The organism is Pedobacter arcticus A12, from assembly GCF_000302595.1.
In the GTDB taxonomy this organism is placed as follows: Bacteria; Bacteroidota; Bacteroidia; order Sphingobacteriales; family Sphingobacteriaceae; genus Pseudopedobacter; species Pseudopedobacter arcticus.
Genome location: NZ_JH947125.1, coordinates 59351 through 79525 on the forward strand (window position 1 = coordinate 59351; position 20175 = coordinate 79525).

General features: G+C 37.6%; 14 protein-coding genes. 7 read left to right on the forward strand and 7 right to left on the reverse strand.

What is annotated here, in order from left to right; genetic code table 11:
- Positions 1-176: 176 nt before the first annotated feature.
- From B176_RS0101640 to B176_RS0101670, 6 genes are all read right to left on the reverse strand, one after another.
- Entirely contained in the window at positions 177-2240 is a 2064-nt protein-coding gene (locus tag B176_RS0101640) for a carboxy terminal-processing peptidase (protein WP_017257025.1), read from the reverse strand.
- 224 nt (positions 2241-2464) lie between these two features.
- Positions 2465-3280, reverse strand: a complete 816-nt coding sequence (locus B176_RS0101645) for an N-acetylmuramoyl-L-alanine amidase (RefSeq protein ID WP_017257026.1) — start codon at positions 3278-3280, stop codon at positions 2465-2467.
- Between the two features lie 330 nt (positions 3281-3610).
- Complete coding sequence (locus tag B176_RS0101655; protein WP_017257028.1) at positions 3611-4018, reverse strand: hypothetical protein; 408 nt, start codon at positions 4016-4018, stop codon at positions 3611-3613.
- Between the two features lie 63 nt (positions 4019-4081).
- A complete protein-coding gene (locus B176_RS0101660) occupies positions 4082-4681 on the reverse strand; it encodes a YceI family protein (protein ID WP_017257029.1) in 600 nt (199 codons plus the stop codon).
- Between the two features lie 69 nt (positions 4682-4750).
- Positions 4751-6052, reverse strand: a complete 1302-nt coding sequence (locus B176_RS0101665) for a porin family protein (RefSeq protein WP_017257030.1) — start codon at positions 6050-6052, stop codon at positions 4751-4753.
- Positions 6053-6089: 37 nt separating this feature from the next.
- Positions 6090-6692 carry a YceI family protein gene (locus tag B176_RS0101670; RefSeq protein WP_083852689.1) on the reverse strand — a complete coding sequence of 201 codons (603 nt, stop codon included), beginning with the start codon at positions 6690-6692 and terminating at the stop codon, positions 6090-6092.
- Between the two features lie 358 nt (positions 6693-7050).
- Here B176_RS0101670 and B176_RS0101675 point away from each other — a divergent pair, with 358 nt between their 5' ends.
- On the forward strand, positions 7051-8370 hold the full coding sequence (locus tag B176_RS0101675) for a DEAD/DEAH box helicase (RefSeq protein WP_017257032.1): 1320 nt from the start codon (positions 7051-7053) through the stop codon (positions 8368-8370).
- A 120-nt stretch (positions 8371-8490) separates the two neighbouring features.
- Here the strand turns inward: B176_RS0101675 and B176_RS0101680 are convergent, their stop codons facing one another.
- The gene (locus B176_RS0101680) at positions 8491-8844 is read right to left on the reverse strand and encodes a septal ring lytic transglycosylase RlpA family protein (RefSeq protein ID WP_017257033.1); all 354 of its coding nucleotides are present in this window, start codon (positions 8842-8844) and stop codon (positions 8491-8493) included.
- A gap of 236 nt (positions 8845-9080) precedes the next feature.
- Between B176_RS0101680 and B176_RS0101685 the strand changes: the two genes are divergently transcribed.
- From B176_RS0101685 to nrfD, 6 genes are all read left to right on the forward strand, one after another.
- The gene (locus tag B176_RS0101685; protein WP_017257034.1) at positions 9081-9533 is read left to right on the forward strand and encodes a hypothetical protein; all 453 of its coding nucleotides are present in this window, start codon (positions 9081-9083) and stop codon (positions 9531-9533) included.
- Between the two features lie 248 nt (positions 9534-9781).
- Positions 9782-12280, forward strand: coding sequence for an outer membrane beta-barrel family protein (locus B176_RS0101690; RefSeq protein WP_017257035.1), 2499 nt, complete (start codon positions 9782-9784; stop codon positions 12278-12280).
- A 374-nt stretch (positions 12281-12654) separates the two neighbouring features.
- Positions 12655-13986, forward strand: coding sequence for an argininosuccinate lyase (gene argH / locus B176_RS0101695; RefSeq protein ID WP_017257036.1), 1332 nt, complete (start codon positions 12655-12657; stop codon positions 13984-13986).
- A 291-nt stretch (positions 13987-14277) separates the two neighbouring features.
- A complete protein-coding gene (locus tag B176_RS0101700) occupies positions 14278-15621 on the forward strand; it encodes a cytochrome c3 family protein (protein WP_017257037.1) in 1344 nt (447 codons plus the stop codon).
- Positions 15622-15659: 38 nt separating this feature from the next.
- Positions 15660-18677, forward strand: a complete 3018-nt coding sequence (locus B176_RS0101705; protein WP_017257038.1) for a TAT-variant-translocated molybdopterin oxidoreductase — start codon at positions 15660-15662, stop codon at positions 18675-18677.
- 23 nt (positions 18678-18700) lie between these two features.
- Positions 18701-20173, forward strand: coding sequence for an NrfD/PsrC family molybdoenzyme membrane anchor subunit (nrfD, locus tag B176_RS0101710; protein ID WP_017257039.1), 1473 nt, complete (start codon positions 18701-18703; stop codon positions 20171-20173).
- The last annotated feature ends 2 nt before the right edge of the window (positions 20174-20175 follow it).

A 20175-nucleotide genomic window follows, 5' to 3' on the forward strand; every position in this document is an offset into this window, starting at 1 on the left:
GTTATGAGGAAAGGCTGCCGTTTTTGATGTGTTGTAATTGTATTTTACCAAACATCTTATAGTCAATACAACTCACCGAATCGCTAGTATGCTCCATTGTTTTAATGGAGTTGTTTAAAACAAAAAATGGCTTACAGTTTTTATCCGTAAGCCATTTTTAAACCTTTTTGAGGCTATTATCTTTTGTCCGATTTGGTATCTAAGATATAATCGGTAGTGATTTTAAGCGTTTCGTCTTGTACAAAATCAAAGTTATCTTCTTTTACTTTTTCACTTTTGTTGGTGATTGGTGCTAAACCACGGCTTACCCTGCGTTCGTTTTCGCGTTTTAAGTTTTTGGCCTCTAAGTCGTCGCGTTGTTTTTTAAGTGCCACTTCGTTCAACGGTAAAGAAACGTCTTTATCTCTCTTTTTAAACTCAGAAATATCCTGTAAAAGGTAAGCGTATTCTTTGCTGGTTTTCATACGAGCATCGTGTTGTGCCTTTAACTCGCTAATGGTTTTTCCTAATTCAGCTACTTTTACATATTTACTGCTCGGAATCTCATCCCACGGAAGTGCAGATTTTTTAGCGCTTTCCCCATAAACATCTGCAGGGAAAACCGTTGGAAACTCAACGTCGGGCGTAACACCTTTATGTTGCGTAGAGCTACCGGTAATACGGTAAAACTTGGCCATAGTTAGGTTAATTTGGTCTTCCTTGTCTGCAAAAGAAGAGTCAATCCGTTTCATCGCAATAGCGGATTGTACGGTTCCTTTTCCGTAAGTGGTGTTCCCCACAATTACGCCTCTGCCATAATCTTGGATGGCTCCAGCAAAAATCTCTGAGGCTGATGCACTAAAACGATCAATCATTACTGTTAAAGGACCATCCCAGAAAATAGTCGGGTCTTCATCTTTGTCTATATCAACTTTTCCTCTGTAATTTTTAGTTTGTACAACAGGCCCAGTTTTAATAAACAAGCCAGTTAAATCAATAGCCTCGCTTAAAGAACCGCCACCGTTTCCGCGTAAATCAATTATTATTCCATCAACTTTTTCTTGTTTTAAAGAGTCCAATACTATTTTAACATCTCTGGTGGTTGATTTATAATTTGGATTCCCTTTTTGCATTTCTGCCCAATCAGCATAAAATGCTGGGATTTCTATGATACCGTATTTATAGGTTTTGCCGTTTTTTATGTAGGTTTTTACTTTCTTTTGTACCGACTGATCTTCTAAAATAATTTTTTCACGCACCAAGCTTATGATCTTTGGTTGTGCAGATAAATCCTGGTCTTTAGAAAGTATTTTTAAACGTACTGTTGTGCCTTTCTTCCCTCTAATTAACTCAATTGCATTGTCTAAGCGCCAGCCAACAACATCTACAAATTCTTCGTTTCCTTGTGCTACACCTATAATTTTGTCGTCTATTTTAAACTGCTTGCTTTTGTCTGCGGGACCACCTGTAACTACGCTTTTAATCGTCACAAATTCATTTTCTGAAGACAATGTGGCACCAATACCTTCTAAAGACCTTGCCATATCAATATTGAAATTGGCGGCATTTGCAGGGTTAAAATAGCTGGTATGTGGGTCTACGGCATCGGTAAACGCAGTCATAAATACCTGAAAAGCATCCTGATTGTTGATTTTGTTGGATTGTGATAATAAGTTATCATATCTTTTCTTTAAAGATGCTTTAATTGCGGAGTCTTTTTGGGCCGTAAGCTTTAGGTTCAGATAATCATACTTTACCTTGTTGCTCCAAGATTCGTCACTTTCTTTTTGGTTTGTAAACCATGGTAATTTCTCCCTGTCATAAACGTAAGCGTCGTTTTTTGTGAAATCGAATTTGTTATCTAGCTGTTTGATAGAGAAGGTGATTTTTTCGTTATAGCGCTTTTGGTAAGTATTAAACATAAAAAAAGCGGCACTTAAGTCTCCGTTTTTTAAATCGTTATCAAAAGTGTATCGGTATTGCTCAAAATTTTTAATGTCTGAGGTTAAAAAGTAACTACGGTTGCCGTCCATCTCTTTTAGATAATTCTCAAAAATCACACTGCTTATAGAATCATTAAGTACAATTTTTTTATAGCTGAGCGTAGTTACCAGTTCGGCAATTTCTTTGGCAACTTTTTGTTGACGGGGATCTGGTTTTAAGTTGTTTGAACCTGGAACATCAATGTCAATAATTCGTGGTGCTGCAGTACAAGCAACGGTGGCGGCAATAAATAAACCTAAAAAAACTCTTTTCAACATGCGTTTTACTTTTTCGAACTCTATATTCACAGGTAATATTAACGTAATTGTGTGGACAATGTGTATTTAATCTATAAAAAAAAGACAGAATCTATCTGTCTTTACGAAAGCAAGTTTACGTATAAATTTTTTTAAATAGATAGCTGTTTGAATTTTAGAGATTTATGTCTGGAAATTTGTTGTTTTATGACGATTCGCTAACGAAGCTTAGATACGATATAGCTTTAGTACTTCCAGTAAAGGTTATAGAGTACGCATTTATCCCAATCGTTCATCACTGGGTTTAAATCTAATTGTACAAAATGCCTTTTAAAAGCAACAATGGCTGCGGGTAAATCGCGGGTATCATAACCAATTCTGCGTAAAGCATTTTCTATATCGAAATTTGCTGGAGGCATTAAGTTGGGCACATTGTACCATAAGCCAAAACCGGCATCTGCTAGTTTTTTCCATGGGAAAAGAATGCTGGGATCTACTTTTCTTTTTGGCGCAACATCCCCATGTCCAATAAAGTTTGCATTGGGGATATTGTAGGTTGTTTTTAGTTTTTGCAACAAAATCAATAAGCTGTTGATCTGACTTTCGCTAAAAGGTTCTACTCCGTTATTGTCTAATTCGATACCAATAGAGCAGGAATTCATGTCATAATTATTTCCCCATTTACTGGCTCCAGCATGCCATGCCCGCAAATCGTCGCTTAGCATTTGTACCACCTCCCCGTTTCTGCCCACAATATAATGTGCACTCGCTTGGGTGTGTTCTAGGGTAAAGGTTTTGATTGTTTGTTGGATAGAATCTTGTGCGGTATGGTGAATGATTACGAAATCGGGTTTTCTGCTTCCGAAATTTACCGTAGGTATAAATGATGTTTTTAGCGCAGTTCCTGAGGTGTCAAATAGCTCAGGAGCTTGGTGCATGTCAATTTTTGTGATGACCTCTTTAACTTTCTCTTCCTGAATTTTTCGGGCTTTGTCATAAGGTTTAGGCGAGCAGCTTGCCAAAAAGGCGATAACTACAAGAAAGAGAGAGCGTAATAACATTTGATCGTTGTGATTTGATTCTCTACAAAGTAATGGAAAATCATAATCATAGGCGAATATTTTAATCAGAATTACCCTAAAAAGGATTAAAAATTTAACAAAAGTTCGATGAGTTTTAAATCTTGTCTCGATTATGAATAACGAATGGTATAGAAACGAGTTTTTTAGTTAAGAAAGCTTTTGCGGTTAGGGATTGTAGTGAAAATCCTTTTTGGGCTTCTGAGCGGAGTCGAAGAACAAGCCAAAAAGATTGCAACAAAAAGCCCGCTCGAACGCCCAGGTAGTAGTGTTGATAAGCAATTTTTCAAAACAGAAAAGAGTTTCCTGTAATTAAGGATTAATCTTTGCAAAAATAAGTCCAGCAAGAATAGCCTGCATCAAGCCGTAAAAGAACCAGCTTAATACGATGGTGATGGTGATGTCCAAAGAGCTAAAAGTGATCCACATTACGGGTAATAAAGCTACCAGGGCGTACACAAAGCCAAACTCTAAACCTCTAAACAGCATGTGCCCTTTAAATACACTTTTACAGCGGGCCCAAAACCAGGATAGCGCAAAGCTGATGATGAATGGGTGCATGTAAAACATGAGGTCTCTGCTGCCATCAGAATTAAACAGCGGGCTGTTGTATTCTATAAACAAGTTTGGGAAAAACCTTACCGCAAGGTAAAGGCCACCGTAGCTGATTGCAAAGAGGATAAGACCAGCGATTAGTCCGGAGATTGCTATTTTTTTCATCTTTTTATTATTTGGCGGTTTGTGTGTGCGCTAATTTTTGTTGGCTTGGTATAGTTTAAAATGCTAATTCATCATTTTTAAATTGAGATTGAACTCAATATCCAGCTCATCATTGGTTTCAATCATTCCACCTAATTTCCTTGGTGGGATGATTTTAAAATCGGAGAAATTAACGCGTCTTGTGCCTACCAAAATTAATGTATTTGTGCCGTTTACGATAAACTTATAGTTTACATCAAAAGTTTTTGTTACGCCGGCCAGTTCTATATTCACCTTTCCTTTTACTTCGCCATTTTTCTCCTTAAAATCCGGATACTTATCTAAATTTATAAAGTTAATGGTGAGCTTGGGATATGCTTTGGCTTTTAAGGTTTTTCTTAAATCGGCGGTCATTACTGGGTTGTGGCAATCGAAATTGTTGACATCCAATTCCATTTTTCCAGTTATTTTTACGTTTTCGTTATGTGTGTTTTTATAAAAAGTTAAGGTATCGGGCTTGTAATAGTTCGCAATGGCACAATTAAACTTGTTGATATTGGTGCTGCCAGCAACTTTTAACGAACAGCTTTTGCTGATTACCCATTTTGTGGGTTTAGGCGGTTGAAAGCTATAACCAAAATAGGCAACAAAGCAAAGTAATAAAAGAGTTGATCTCGCACTCATGCTTATTTTTGATTAAATAAAAAATCGGGATGAGGGTTTATACTCATCCCGATTTTAAGGTTTTTTTATTTAGAATCCTACTACTGCTTGAATTACGTAGCCTTTAAATTCACCTCCAGCTCTGTAATCTGCGTTAGGGAAATCTTTGTATTGTTGATTAACGTACTCACCTTTTAGCAAGATGCTTTTAGTTAAAAACCAACCTGCACCAACTGCTACTCTGTTTACTTCTACTTCGTTAGCAATGCCAGCTAATTCTGCTTTTACAACGTTGTAACGAGCGCCAATGAATACCTTTTCTGCTTTTCCTATTCTGTATACACCATCAATTGCGTATTGGTTAACATCTCTTTCTGTAGTTTCAGCTTTACTTCTACCGCTAGCTGTTTCGTAAGTTCCAAAGAACTCTAAGCCTTGGTATTTTGCGAAAGCATTCAATTGGATTGCTTCAACTTTTTTACTGAAACCTGGGTTTAAACGTCCAGAGAATGCATTAGCCGCATAAGTAACTCCGGCTCCTGCTTTTTCCATTGCCATAAAGTAATTAGATCCTGTACGGTCACCTCCGTAAAGTGTTTGTCCACCAGAGCTGTTGTTCATATAGTAAGATGCAGCTACTCTCAATCTCAAATCTGTATTCACTTGTTTATCTACACCTGCTTTAAAGTAAATAGAAGGACTTTTGTGGATGTTGTCATCCTGGGGAGTTGGGACTAATTCGTCAATGTTACCTTTGATCATACCATTAGATGCACCAATTACACCAAAGAACATGTCTTTTCTAAGTAACAGCTCTCCACCAATTTCTGTGCTAAAGGCATCTAAAATATAGTTTTCTGCAAATGGATTGTATATGGTATTTCCACCATCTGATCTTCTAAAGTGTTGATCACCGTAGTTGATTTCCATGTGTCCTACTTTTAAAGTAGCATACTTCATAATATTGTCCCAAACTTCACCTTTGAACGGTAGTTTGTCAAATTGGATGTAACCACCTTTTACCCAAGTTTCGTTATGGTGACGAGAAGAAAGGTAGCTGGTTAAGTTTAACAAAATACCATCAGCCAATTGTACGTCCATAAAAAGGTTGGCGTTGGCTGTGTTAAAACCAGGAGTCATTTTATAAAGCGGGCTAGCTGGGTTACTTGTATTTGAATGCTTTAACCCTTGGAAAGACTGGGTAAAGCCAGCACCAAACTTAACTTTGATTTTATCAAACGGTTTATCTGACTCTTTTGGAGCTTCAAAAACGTTTATACCGTCTTGATCGTATGGTCTAACATTTGCAACTTCTGTTTGTGCGTTTGCTAGCTGTGCACCGAATCCTATCATCAGGAATGCTACTGTGCTTAGAATGTGTTTAGTTTTCATGTTCTTGTGTATTATGTGATTATATAAGGTTTCTTAATTATTTTTTTAGTTTTAGCACAATGTTGATGGTTAAATCATCACCAGTTTTAAGTGCGCCCATCATAAAAGAAGGAGCTTTGATGTTAAAATCACTCATTTTAATTGCTCTTGAGCCTTTAAAACTTACGCTTTCGTCGGCATTAACCACGTAGTTTGATTGTATCGTTATGGTTTTGGTAACACCAGAAATGGTAAGGTTTCCGGTTACTTTTACTAACTTTTGTGCTTCTACAACGGTTGCATCTGTTAGCTTAAAAGTCATTTTGTCATGAGAGTCTGCATTTAATGCCTTGTAAGCTCTGGTATCCATTAGGCTTTCTTTGCTTTTTAAGTTTTTTACAGGTAAAGTAAAAACTAAAGAAGTGATGTCTTTTAATTGTCCGCTGGTAACAACCATTTTAGCGTCACAAGAAAACTTGCTGGCATCCATTGTCCAATCGTGTAGGTTTGATGTTCCAGCTACCATAATTTGAGAACCAGCTGCAAGCGTATATTGCGCTTTAACTTGCTGGGCACTTAAGCCTACCATAATAAAAAGTACAATGGCACTGATGCGAGTGAATGCTGTTTTGAATGTGCTGATCTTATTTAAAGTTTTCATAACTTTTCTTTTTAATGTTTTACTGACTGTTTGTACTGTCAAAGGTATATCGCCGTATTGCACTAAAGAGTGATGATACGACCTTATAAAAGTGACATTCGATACTATTTTGTTCTAATGTTAGTTTCTTAATAGTTGGCGAGCGGGGTTCGGCACCATTTAAACCAAAAGGAATAGTTAAAACAGATTATAGTGATTGATTTTTTTATTAATAAGGTTCTGAACGCTATTGGAGAGAACTTGAAATAGCCCAGCTATAGCGTTTAACATATTTTCCGATTATTAGCCGTAACTTCGCAAAAAAATAAGGTTTGCCTTTTCAAAATGTTGATATGTGCTTTTCCTTAAAAAAAGATATATGACATTTTCAGAATTAGAATTAATTGAGCCTATTCAAAAAGCGCTCGCAACACAGGGATACACTAATCCTACACCAATCCAAGCACAAGCAATCCCATTACTTTTACAAGAGAGAGATTTACTAGGTTGCGCACAAACAGGTACTGGTAAAACAGCAGCTTTTGCTATTCCTATTTTACAGTTATTGCATAAACAAGGACCACAACAGAAAGGTTCAAGAAAGATAAAAGCTTTAATTGTTACGCCTACGCGTGAATTGGCTATACAAATTGGCGAAAGCTTTGCCGATTATGGTAAAAACCTACACCTTAACCAAACTGTAGTTTTTGGTGGCGTTGGTCAAAAAGCACAAACTGATATATTACAGCGAGGCGTTGATATTTTAATAGCAACTCCGGGACGTTTATTGGATCTAATCAACCAACGTTTCATCAGCTTACGCGATATTAACTTTTTTGTGTTAGACGAAGCCGATAGGATGCTAGACATGGGTTTTATCCATGATGTAAAAAAACTGATTGCATTATTACCGGCTAAAAGACAATCATTGTTTTTCTCGGCAACAATGCCACCTGCGATTACCAAATTAGCCAATACCATTTTAAATAATCCGGTAAGGGTAGAGGTTACACCAGTTTCTTCAACTGCTGATACCATCAATCAGTTTTTATATTATGTAGATAAAGGAAATAAGAATGCGCTTTTACTACATATTTTAGAGGATAAGAACATAAAAACGGCTTTAGTTTTTACGCGTACCAAGCATGGTGCAGATAAGGTTGTTAAAGTATTGAATGCAAAAGGTATTAAAGCAGCGGCAATTCACGGAAACAAATCCCAAAATGCTAGGCAAAATGCATTGTCGCAGTTTAAAGATCAAACTTTACGTGTTTTAGTTGCTACTGATATTGCTGCCCGCGGAATTGATATTGATGAGCTTGCTTATGTAATCAATTACGAGATTCCTAATATTGCAGAAACCTATGTACACCGAATTGGCCGTACAGGTAGGGCAGGTGCAAATGGAACAGCACTTTCATTTTGCGAGGCCGAAGAAAAAGCATACTTAAAAGACATCCACAAGCTGATCAATAAAAACATTCCAGTTATTGAGGATCATCCTTTCCCATTTACTGGAGCTAGACCAGAAAAATCGGATGATGATCGTCCGCGTGGTGGAAGAGGTTTTTCGCAAGGAGGAAACAGATCTGGCGCCAACAAACCGTCGTCAGGAAATTCAAGAAGAGCAGATTCGAAAGAGAAGCCAGCCGGCGGGAGCGGAAAATCGCACACTTACTTTAAACCAAAAGCAAAGTAAATATATATGAAACCGGCCAAGCGCCGGTTTTTTTATGGAATTGTGTTTAGGCTGTTTTTCTTGCTATTTAATTAATTTGAAAAATCAGTTTATGGTATCGCTTGAACTGATTTTTCGAAACTACTTCGCTTTTTTATAACGGATTTCTACATTTCCTACGCCTTCATCTTTGATCCCAATTCGTCTAGCGGCTTTTTTGCTAAGGTCAATGATTCTGCCTGCAACAAAAGGTCCGCGGTCATTAATCCGGACTTTAACCGATTCTCCAGTTCGTAAATTGGTAACTTTTACTTTAGTGCCAAAAGGCAAAGTTTTGTGTGCGGCGGTTAATTTAGAGTTTCTAAATCTTTCGCCCGAAGCTGTTTTTCGTCCGTTGAATTTATCGGCATAGTAAGAAGCTTTTCCCTTCTGGGTGATTTTTGGTGCGCAAGAGACAAAAGCAAGGGATAAAAAAAGGATTAGCGCTTTGTACATCTCCAAATTTGTAAAATTTGAAGGTGAAAAACAAGTTGAGCGTGGGATTTAGTGGTTTATGATTTTTATTAGAGCTTTATAGCGAATAATATTTTTATCCAAATTCTAGAATTCGTCACAGAATACTTAATTTCAACATGTTATAACTACTTATTGATTTTTTAGAGGAAATGAAAAGCTACTTTACATTAATACTACTGGTTGTTTTTTGCAAAACGAATAGTGCCCAAACCTTGATGGACAAATATAATGTAGACGGGTTTACAGTCAGTTTGCCCTTTTATATGAGTAAAACTGGAGGTTTAAATAACGATGCCGCAATACAGTTCAGAAACATGGTGAAGGATGTTTCTGGTTATGTAATTAAAGAGGAAAAGAGTGTGAAAGCAATGGACGATTCTACAAACCCAGATATCAATCAGGTTTATTACCAGTGTCTTAAAAACTTTTTAACTGATAAAAAGGAAAGGAAAATAGCTTCTCCAAACCAGAGCACTAACGGAACTGCGAAGTTTATGAACGTAGATTTTACCTATCTAGACGATGAAACAATGATTTATTACTATTATTTTATAGGGATTGTAGAAACTAAGAATTGCTTTTACAAAGTAATTTGTTCTAGTTCTTTGGACGATAAAAAGCTGTTCAAAAGCGATTTTCAGAAAATATTTCTAAGTATCAAAGATTAGGTTGATAACCGAAAGCCCTCTGGCCGAAAGCTTACCGATAATTAGTTTTTTAATTGCTTTCTCTGTAATAGTAAATACCGCTAAAATAAACTAAGAGTTTGTCTTTTCAGAAGCTGTGCCCCACAAAATGAATCCCCTCCAACCTAATTTCAGCTAAATTGAACTACAACAGTTAACAAAAACCAAATAAAAAACTAGCGTTTTACGTAACATTGTACCCAATTACCCGTCAGAATAAAAAATAACACATGAAATACCTATACATTTTTATCATTAGCCTTATTTTCAATGCTAATCTTTTTGCACAGTTTCCGGGAGCCAACTCGCAGAATACACTTGTCGGAAAAATCACGGCAACGGTAATTGATTCGGTAACCAAAAAACCAGTAGAATATGCTACGATAGCTTTGGGAAAAACTGGCCAAACAAAATCCACAAATGGATCTTTAGCCGATGGAAAAGGATTTTTTAAAATCGAAAATGTTAAAGCTGGGAAATATCGTTTAACGGTTTCCTTTATTGGTTATAATACTAAAATTATTGATCCAGTAGAAACAACGTTATCTAAGCCAGATTTAAATTTAGGAGAGATTATTTTATCACCAAGCAACAAAATGCTGAACGAAGTTACGGTAACTGGACAGGCGAATCTCATCGAAAACAAGATTGACAAAATAGTTTATAATGCCGAAAAAGACGTGGCAATAGCCGGAGGGAACTCTACAGACGTGTTGCGCAAAGTTCCTTTGCTTTCGGTTGATTATGATGGTAACCTTTCATTAAGAGGAAGCAATAATGTAAAGGTTTTAATCAACGGAAAACCATCAGGTACCATGGCTGGCAACATGGCAGATGCTTTAAAAGCTATTCCTGCAGATCAGATTAAAAGTGTAGAAGTTATCACTTCTCCCTCTGCCAAGTATGACGCTGAAGGAACATCAGGAATTGTTAACATCATCACAAAAAAAACAAATTTAGAAGGGATCAGTGGGTCTGTAAACGCCGGAGTGGGCACCAGACAGAACAGTGGAAACGCCAATCTGAATGTTAAAAAGGGACGTTTAACCTTGTCGGGGAATGCAGGTGGGTACTATTCTTGGCCACAAACATCAAAACTCGATTTTAATAAAACCAGCACAGATCAGTCTGTTATTTTAACACAAAAAGGTGAAAGCACTACAGAACGGCTTGCTACAAATGGTTCTTTAGGTGCCGATTATGACATTAACAACTATAACTCTATCAGCTCTAGCTTAAAGCTGAATTGGTTCGAGTTTTCTATAGACGGGACTAATTTTAACAGTAATAAATTTGCAAACATCCTTTCTCAGTTTAATAGAAATACGGATAATAAAACTAAAGTTATTGGTTATGACTGGAATAACGATTATACCCACAAGTTTAAAAAGGAGGGTCAAGAAATTTCTTTTGCCTTTCAGTTTACCAACAGTAACCTAGATAATAATTATAATTCTGATTTTCTTTTTCCAAGCGGTAGCGGTGTACGGGATTCTACGGAATTAGGCGTCAGCGACGCGGTAAACAAAGAGAAAACGTTTCAGATTGATTATACCCATCCATTTAAAAAGGTTATTTGGGAAGTGGGTGTGAAATCTATATTAAGAGATATCACCAATGATTCTGGCGTAGATGTTTACTACCCGTCAACCAATACCACCACCAGTAATCCCAACAGGAATTATATTTATAACTATAATCAGGATGTATATGCCGGTTACTCCACTTTTGGATTCACGTTGGCGAAAAAGTATGGCGTTAAGGCTGGTGTAAGGTTTGAAGGTACAAGTATCAACGGAAGTGCAAACAGCGCAAGTGTTATTCAGCCAATTGATAATGATTACCATAATGTTACGCCAAGTTTTGTGGTTTCCAGAAGTTTTAAAAACTTTCAAACTGTAAAGTTTAGCTATAACCAACGTATTCAAAGACCAAGTTTGTTCTATTTGAATCCTTTTAGAAATAGCTCTGACCCATTAAACGCAACCGAAGGTAACCCACAATTGTCGCCAGAAATTTCTGATAATTTTGAACTGAATTATTCTACGTTTATTAAAACTACCATTATTAATGCTTCGGTTTACTACCGTAAAACTAACGATGTTATTGAGAGTGTGGTGAGTAACTATACCACAGAAAGCGGAAAACCAGGCTCATTAACTACTTACCAAAACGTGGGTGCAAATAACTCATTTGGTTTTAACTTTTTTGGTTCCGTTAATCCGGTAAAACCACTTACTTTAAGAGCCAATTTAAATGTTAACTCGTATGATATTAAGTTGAATAGTCAGAATGCAGGTATTGCCGGGCAGAGCGATAAAACTTATTTCATGTACAACGCTTTCGCTAGCGCCACGTATTTATTCCCCAAAGGATTTACCTTAGAAACCTTTTTGATTACCAATTCACCACGCCGTACTTTTCAGGGGAAAAACCCGTCATTCAATATGTGGAGTTTAGGCGTTAAAAAAGAACTATTCAACAAAAAAGGCAGCGTGGGTATCAGTATCATCGATCCATTTAATGAACGTAAAAACTTTAAAACAGAGATTAACACAGCAGATTTTACCCAACGTAGCAACTTCTCTATTCCCTTCCGTTCTGTAGGGGTTAATTTTAGCTGGAGGTTTGGATCATTGAAAGTAAGCAATAAGCCAAAAAGAGGTGTTAAAAATGATGACTTAAAGCAAGGCGAAAGTGGTGGGCAAGGTGGCAATATGGGTAATTAAAAGCTTTTGCTAATTACCATTCCAAATTATTGAGCGACAGGTTTTCTTTACATGGAGAGCCTGTTGTTTTGTTTTTAGGTAGTTTAAGAATAATAACTTGGGCGTTCGAGCGGGCTTTTCGTTGCAATCTTTTTGTGAAAAACAAAAAGGATTTTCACTGCAATCCCTAACCGCAAAATCTTTGTAGATTCAAAAGCACTGGCGCAGTAACGATTTTTTAGTTTCAATAAAACTTAGTTTTAAACTTCAAATTCTCCTTGAAAAAGAAGCCGCAAGCAGAAAATCTTTGGTGACACCACAAATCAATAATTCAATTATACCAAGCTTTATAAAAAGTTATATTTGCAGGCAAATCTTAAAAAGCAAATAGCAATATGAAACTTTGGCAAAAAGAAACATCCACAAATCAACAAGTAGATACTTTTACGGTAGGACAAGATAGAGAGATGGACTTGTTTTTAGCAGGCTTTGATGTTTTGGGCTCTTTGGCACATACGCAAATGTTAGAAAGTATAGGTTTAATGAGTGCCGATGATTTAAAGGAAATTCAAAAGGAACTAAAGAATATCTACAAACAGATTCAGGACGGTGACTTTAAGATTGAGGATGGTGTAGAAGATGTGCACTCGCAAGTGGAAATGCTGCTTACTCAAAAACTTGGAGAAGCTGGTAAAAAAATTCACAGTGGCCGTTCCCGTAACGATCAGGTTTTAGTAGATCTAAAGCTGTTTTTCCGTAGTCAGATTCAAGAAATGGTGGTTTCTGTACAAGAACTTTTTAGCCTCTTAAAGGAACTAGCAGAACAACATAAAGAGAAATTGATGCCTGGTTATACGCATTTGCAAATCGCCATGCCTTCATCTTTTGGGTTATGGTTTGGTGCTTACGCCGAAAGTTTGGTAGATGATTTAGAACTGATGCTTGCAACCTATAAAATCTGCAATAAAAACCCATTGGGTTCGGCTGCGGGTTACGGTTCGTCCTTCCCTTTAAACCGCACCATGACTACCGAATTATTAGGTTTTAAAACCTTAAACTATAATGTAGTATACGCACAAATGGGACGCGGGAAAACAGAGCGGATTCTATCGCAGGCCATGTCTTCTATAGCAGCAACGCTTAACAAAATGGCTATGGATGCTTGCTTATTCATGAATCAAAACTTCGGTTTTATCTCCTTTCCGGATGAGCTAACTACAGGCAGTAGCATTATGCCACATAAAAAGAACCCAGATGTTTGGGAGCTAATCCGCGGGCGTACCAATCAATTGCAAGCCTTGCCAAATCAGATTATGTTGCTAACTACCAATTTGCCATCGGGCTATCACCGCGATATGCAATTGCAAAAAGAGACATTGTTTCCTGCTTTTCAAAGCTTAATGGCATGTTTAGATATGACTAAGCTGATGCTGAGAAACATTCGTATTAAAGACAATATTCTTGACGATCCTAAATATCAATACCTGTTTTCTGTAGAAGAAGTTAATAAACTGGTTTTGGCGGGATCTCCGTTTAGAGAGGCTTACAAAAAGGTAGGTATGGATATAGAAGCCGGTAATTTTGGAGGGCATTACGAGATCAACCATACCCATGAAGGAAGTATTGGTAGCTTAAATTTAGAAGAAGTTAGCCAAATGATGGAAAAAGTGATCAGCGAGTTTGGTTTTAACGAGGTAGAAAAGGCAATAAAAGACCTATTGGCATAAGATATTTTGGAGCTATAGTCAATAAAATTATTTTACACAATGATGAATAGCCTCGGTTTTATATGACTGATTTCATGTAACTCATTTGTACACTGCAAATATGGTCTTAAACATACTGAGGCAGTACATCGTCAATTATTTAGAATATTTCTAAATTAGTAAAAACAGTCATCAAATTGTCAGCCACACGGTAAATAATTATACTTTTGTGATTCCAAAATGGGACGGTTGTGTTTAATCGTCAACATTTGAACAGTATTAATAATTTAATTTTTGTATAACAAACTCAATATGAGAAACTTCTCATCTCATTTTAGAAGCTTTTTAAAGCCTTTAGCCCTGGCGACTGTCATCGCAATAAGTGCTATTAATTTAACTTTTGCTCAGGAAGCTCCTGCAGATTCTGCTGCAACTGCTGCTCCGGCTGGTGCAGCTGGTGGAGGTCCGTCGGGAGATGCCACTGCGGGTGAAGCATTGTTTAAGTCAAATTGTGGTGCTTGTCACGCAATAGACAAACGTGTTTTAGGTCCAGCTTTAGCAGGAATTAACGAAAAGCAAAGTAACGAATGGTTGCACAAGTGGATTAAAAACTCTTCAGATCTAATCGCTTCTGGTGATAAGGACGCTGTTGCGATTTTTGAAGAGTACAACAAGGTAGCGATGCCAGGTTTTCCTCAGCTTAGCGATACAGACGTTGACGATATTTTAACCTACATCAAAGATGCTGGTGCTAAAAAAGCGGCGCCTGTTGCAGGTGTGGCAGAAGGAGCAGCTCCAGCAGATACCGGCGTAAGTAGTTTCATGATTATCGGGCTGATTGCCGTTGTTTTAATCGCATTCTTAGTGATTGTGGTTTTAAACAGAGTGATTGGTACGTTAGAGCGTCTGTTGGTTAAAAAAGAAGACGAAATTGATGCAAATGACGATGAAGAAGGTGAAGGGAAAGACAGATTAGCCGTTGTTAAGAAACTCGCTAAAAACAAGAAATTTGTTTTCTTCGTTGTACTAGCATTGCTGATTACCTTAGGTTCTTTTGGTTACATGGATTTATGGAATACCGGTGTTCAAACAGGTTACCAGCCAGTACAGCCAATTAAATTCTCTCACCAGTTACACGCAGGTACAAATCAGATTGAATGTCAGTACTGCCACTCGGGTGCTTGGAAGTCTAAAAACGCAACAATTCCGTCTTTAAACGTTTGTATGAACTGTCATAAGTATGTACAGGCAACAGATAAATATAACGGTGAAATTTCTCCAGAAATCCAAAAGATTTATACTGCTTTAGATTACAATCCAGAGACTCAGAAATACGGAACAAATACGCGTCCTATTGAATGGGTTAGAATTCATAACCTTCCAGATTTGGCTTATTTCAACCACTCGCAACACGTAAAAGTTGCAGGTATTGACTGTCAAAAATGTCACGGCCCTATTCAGGAAATGGCAGAAGTTTATCAATATTCTCCTTTAACCATGAAGTGGTGTATCAACTGCCATAAAGAAACAGAGGTTAATTCAAAAGGTAACGCTTATTACGATAAAGTAATTGCGGCACACGATCAGATCAAAAAAGGAGAAAAAGTGACAGCAGCGGTGTTGGGTGGTTTAGAGTGCGGAAAGTGTCATTATTAATAATTAGCAATAAACAATTACAGTCTTATATAGCTTAAATGGAAAGCACAAAGAAATATTGGAAAGGTTTAGAGGAAGTAAATAATACTCCTGAATTCGCTGAACACAGTAAAAACGAATTTGCCGAGCCGATTCCTGTAGAAGAACTATTAGAAGGTAGCGGATTAAATTCTGTGGCTCCTCGTAGAGATTTTTTAAAGGCCATGGGTTTTGGATTAGGAGCGGTAAGTTTAGCAGCGTGTAATGTTGCACCAGTTCAAAAATCTATCCCTTACTTAATTAAGCCAGAAGAAGTAACTCCAGGTATTCCTAACTACTATTCTTCGAGTTATAAAGGTGGTAGCATCTTGGTAAAGACCAGAGAAGGTCGCCCAATCAAAATAGAAGGAAACCCATCTTGCTTAATTAATCAAGGTGGTTTAAATGGCCAGGCGCAAGCGGCGGTTTTAGACCTTTATGATATATCTAAATTAAAAGGACCTTTAAAAGGCGGTGCGGAATATTCTTGGGATGATGTTGATACATATGTAAAACGTCAGCTTTCAAAAGTACAGGCTTCTGGTAAAGTAATCGCTCTGGTTTCTTCAACAGTTAACAGCCCGTCAACTAAAGCAGTAATTGCCGAATTCTCTTCACAATATCCAGCTACTAAGCAGGTAACAGTTGATGCGGTATCTTACTCAGGTATCATCAAAGCAAACGAAGCAAATTTTGGTAAAGCAGTTTTGCCACAATATCGTTTTGATAAAGCAAGTGTAATTGTAAGTTTCGGTGCAGATTTCTTAGGAACTTGGATTTCTCCAACACAGTTCACTAAACAATACGTAAGTAACCGTAGCATGGCATCTCTTAACCAAAAGAAAATGTCCAGACATATCCAGTTTGAAACTGGATTAAGCATGACGGGAACAAATGCAGATTCAAGAATTGCTATTAAGCCATCAGAAGAGGGCGCTGCAATTTTAAGTTTATATGCAGAATTAACTGGAACAGCGGTAAATGGTGCAAGTTTAAGCAACAATAATCCTGCTTCAGCAGCCATCAAATTAACAGCAAAGGAATTACTAGCAGCAAAAGGTTCGGCTTTAGTAATCTCTGGTTCAAACAGTATAGCTACACAAAGTGTAGTAAATGCAATCAACAGTTTCTTAGGAAGCTACGGAACAACAATCGATTTAGATAACCCATCTTATCAGTTTGCTGGTAAAGACGAAGACCTAACGATGCTTTTAGCAGATATGAAAGCTGGAAGAGTAGGAGCGGTTCTATTTTTAGATGCAAACCCAGTTTACAATCATCCGTCAGCTAAAGATTTTGCAGAGGCACTTAAGAAAGTTGATTTAACTGTTTCTTTCGCTGATAGGGCAGATGAAACAGCTTCTTTATGTAACGTAATTGCACCAAACCATAATTTCTTAGAAGCTTGGGGCGATGAAAACGCAATAGAAGGTTACTACACTTTAGTACAGCCAACTATTAACCCAATTTACAATACCCGCCAGGCGGAGTTAAGCTTATTAGTTTGGGCTAACTATCCAAACCAAGATTACTACGCTTTTGTTAGAAGCAACTGGGAAAAGTCAGTTTTAGGATTGACAGGTAAAAAGTGGGATGATGTTTTACAGGCTGGCTTTGTAGCTTTACCCGCTAAAGCAGCCGGAACTTATTCTTTCAACGGCGCAATTGATGCTAACGAAGTATTAAAACAAGGTAAAGCATTAGCTAAAGATATTGAATTACATATTTATGAGTCGGTTGCAGTAGGTTCTGGAGCGCAAGCTAATAACCCATTGTTACAAGAAATGCCAGATCCGGTATCTAAAGTAACTTGGGACAATTACGCAGCCATTAACCCAAAATTTGCTGAGTCTTTAGGAATTAGACAATTTGATATTGTAACTGTAAAAACAGATAAATACAGTGTTGACTTACCAGTAATTCACCAACCAGGACAAGCGCAAGGAACAGTTTCTGTTGCGGTTGGTTATGGTAGAACAAAAGCCGGTAAAGTAGGTGATGGTGTTGGACAAAACGTTTATCCATTTATTACTTATAACCAAGGTACTGCGAATTTTGTAAGTACAGTAACGGTTAGTAACACCGGTAGAAGAGATGAGTTAGCTTTAACGCAAACCCACCAAACAATCGAAGGTAGAAACATCATCCGCGAAGCAACTTTTGCAGAATACAAAAAGGATCCTGCACACGGAAGCGGTAATAACGACGAGAAACATCCAACTTACGATCTTTGGGGTAAATACGATCAGCCAGGACACAACTGGGTAATGGCGATTGACCTTAACGCTTGTACAGGTTGTGGTGCCTGTATCGTTGCTTGTAACACAGAGAATAATGTTCCTGTTGTAGGTAAAGATGAAGTTCGCCGTCGTAGAGAGATGCATTGGATCCGTATCGATAGGTATTATACTTTCCAAGAAGACGGAAAGAATTTGACCGAAGAACACGAGATTGTTGATATGCAGGGAAGCATGGAAAATGTTTCTGTTGTTCACCAACCAATGATGTGCCAGCACTGTGAGCATGCACCTTGCGAAACAGTTTGTCCGGTTTTAGCAACTGTACACTCAAACGAAGGCTTAAACCACATGGCTTATAACCGTTGTGTAGGTACAAGATATTGTGCAAATAACTGTCCATACAAAGTACGTCGTTTCAACTGGTTCAATTACTGGAATGATTCACGTTTCGATAATTACTTAAATAATGAGTTTACACAGTTGGTATTAAATCCAGACGTTACTACACGTTCTCGTGGTGTAATGGAGAAGTGCTCAATGTGTATACAACGTATTCAAGCAGGTAAGTTAGAAGCTAAGATGGATAAGCGAGTATTAGCAGACGGAGATGTAAAAGTTGCCTGTCAGCAAACTTGTCCAGCTAATGCAATCGTATTCGGAGATGCAAATGATCCTAATTCTGAGGTGTCAAAAGCGTTAAAGAACGAAAGAACTTACTACGTATTAGAAGAATTAAACGTACAGCCAGGAGTTGGTTATATGACTAAAATTACTAATACAGGATCTCAAGAAGCTTAATATTTAAAAATATAATTTAAGATATGTCATCTCATAACGAATCAATATTAAGAGAACCCTTAATTACCGGTAAAGACATTACGTATAGAAGAATTACGGATGAAGTTTTAAGACCAGTAGAAAACAAAGCCAATAAGGCTTGGTGGATAGGGTTTATCGTTTCCGCTCTTGGCGCCTGCCTTTGGGTATTTGCGGTTAGTTATACATTCTGGAACGGAATTGGAGCTTGGGGATTAAACAAGACCGTTGGTTGGGCTTGGGATATCACCGGTTTCGTTTGGTGGGTAGGTATTGGTCACGCCGGAACGTTGATTTCTGCGGTATTATTGCTCTTCCGTCAAAACTGGAGAAACTCCATTAACAGATCAGCCGAGGCGATGACAATTTTCGCGGTAATCTGTGCGGCAACTTATGTGGTTTCTCACATGGGCCGTCCTTGGTTAGCTTATTGGCCATTACCATTACCAAATCAATTCGGTTCTTTATGGGTTAACTTTAACTCTCCATTGGTTTGGGACGTTTTTGCAATCTCTACATACTTTACCGTTTCATTGGTGTTCTGGTACGTAGGTCTATTGCCAGATATTGCCTCTATTAGAGATAGAGCAACGGGAACAACCAGAAGAATTTACTCTATCCTTTCTTTCGGGTGGACAGGTTCTGTTAAGAGCTGGCAACGTTTTGAAACTGTATGTTTAATCTTAGCAGGTATTGCAACGCCATTAGTACTTTCTGTACATACAATTGTATCCATGGACTTTGCAACATCCTTGATTCCAGGATGGCACACTACTATTTTTCCTCCATACTTCGTTGCAGGAGCAATTTTCTCTGGATTTGCAATGGTACAAACCTTATTGTTGGTAACCAGAAAAGTATTGGGTTTAGAGAATTACATAACCATGTTCCACATTGAGTCAATGAATAAAATCATTGTACTTACAGGCTCTATTGTAGGTGTAGCTTATTTATCAGAATTCTTCATCGCTTGGTACTCTGGCGTTGAGTACGAACAATACACTTTCATCAGTCGTTTTATTGGTCCATATTGGTGGGCAGGTTGTATGATGTACGGGTGTAACGTATTGATGCCTCAGTTGCTTTGGTTCAAAAAAATCAGAACTAACATTGCAATTTCTTGGTGTTTATCAATTGTGGTAAACATCGGTATGTGGTTTGAGCGTTTTGTAATTATTGTAAACTCATTACACAGAGATTATTTACCATCAAGTTGGGCAATGTTTTATCCAACATGGATTGATATTTCAGTATTCATTGGTTCTATCGGACTGTTTTTTACATTATTCTTATTGTTCATCAGGGTATTACCTTCGGTAGCCATGGCAGAAGTAAGGTTATTGGTTAAAACCTCTTCTGAACAAGCGAAGAAGAAATTAATTGAAGAAGGTAAAGTGAAGAAAGAAGAAGCAGATTACTACGTTGATTCTTTAAGCGCATACGATAGTGTTGAACAAGCTGACTACGTAAAACTTTAAAC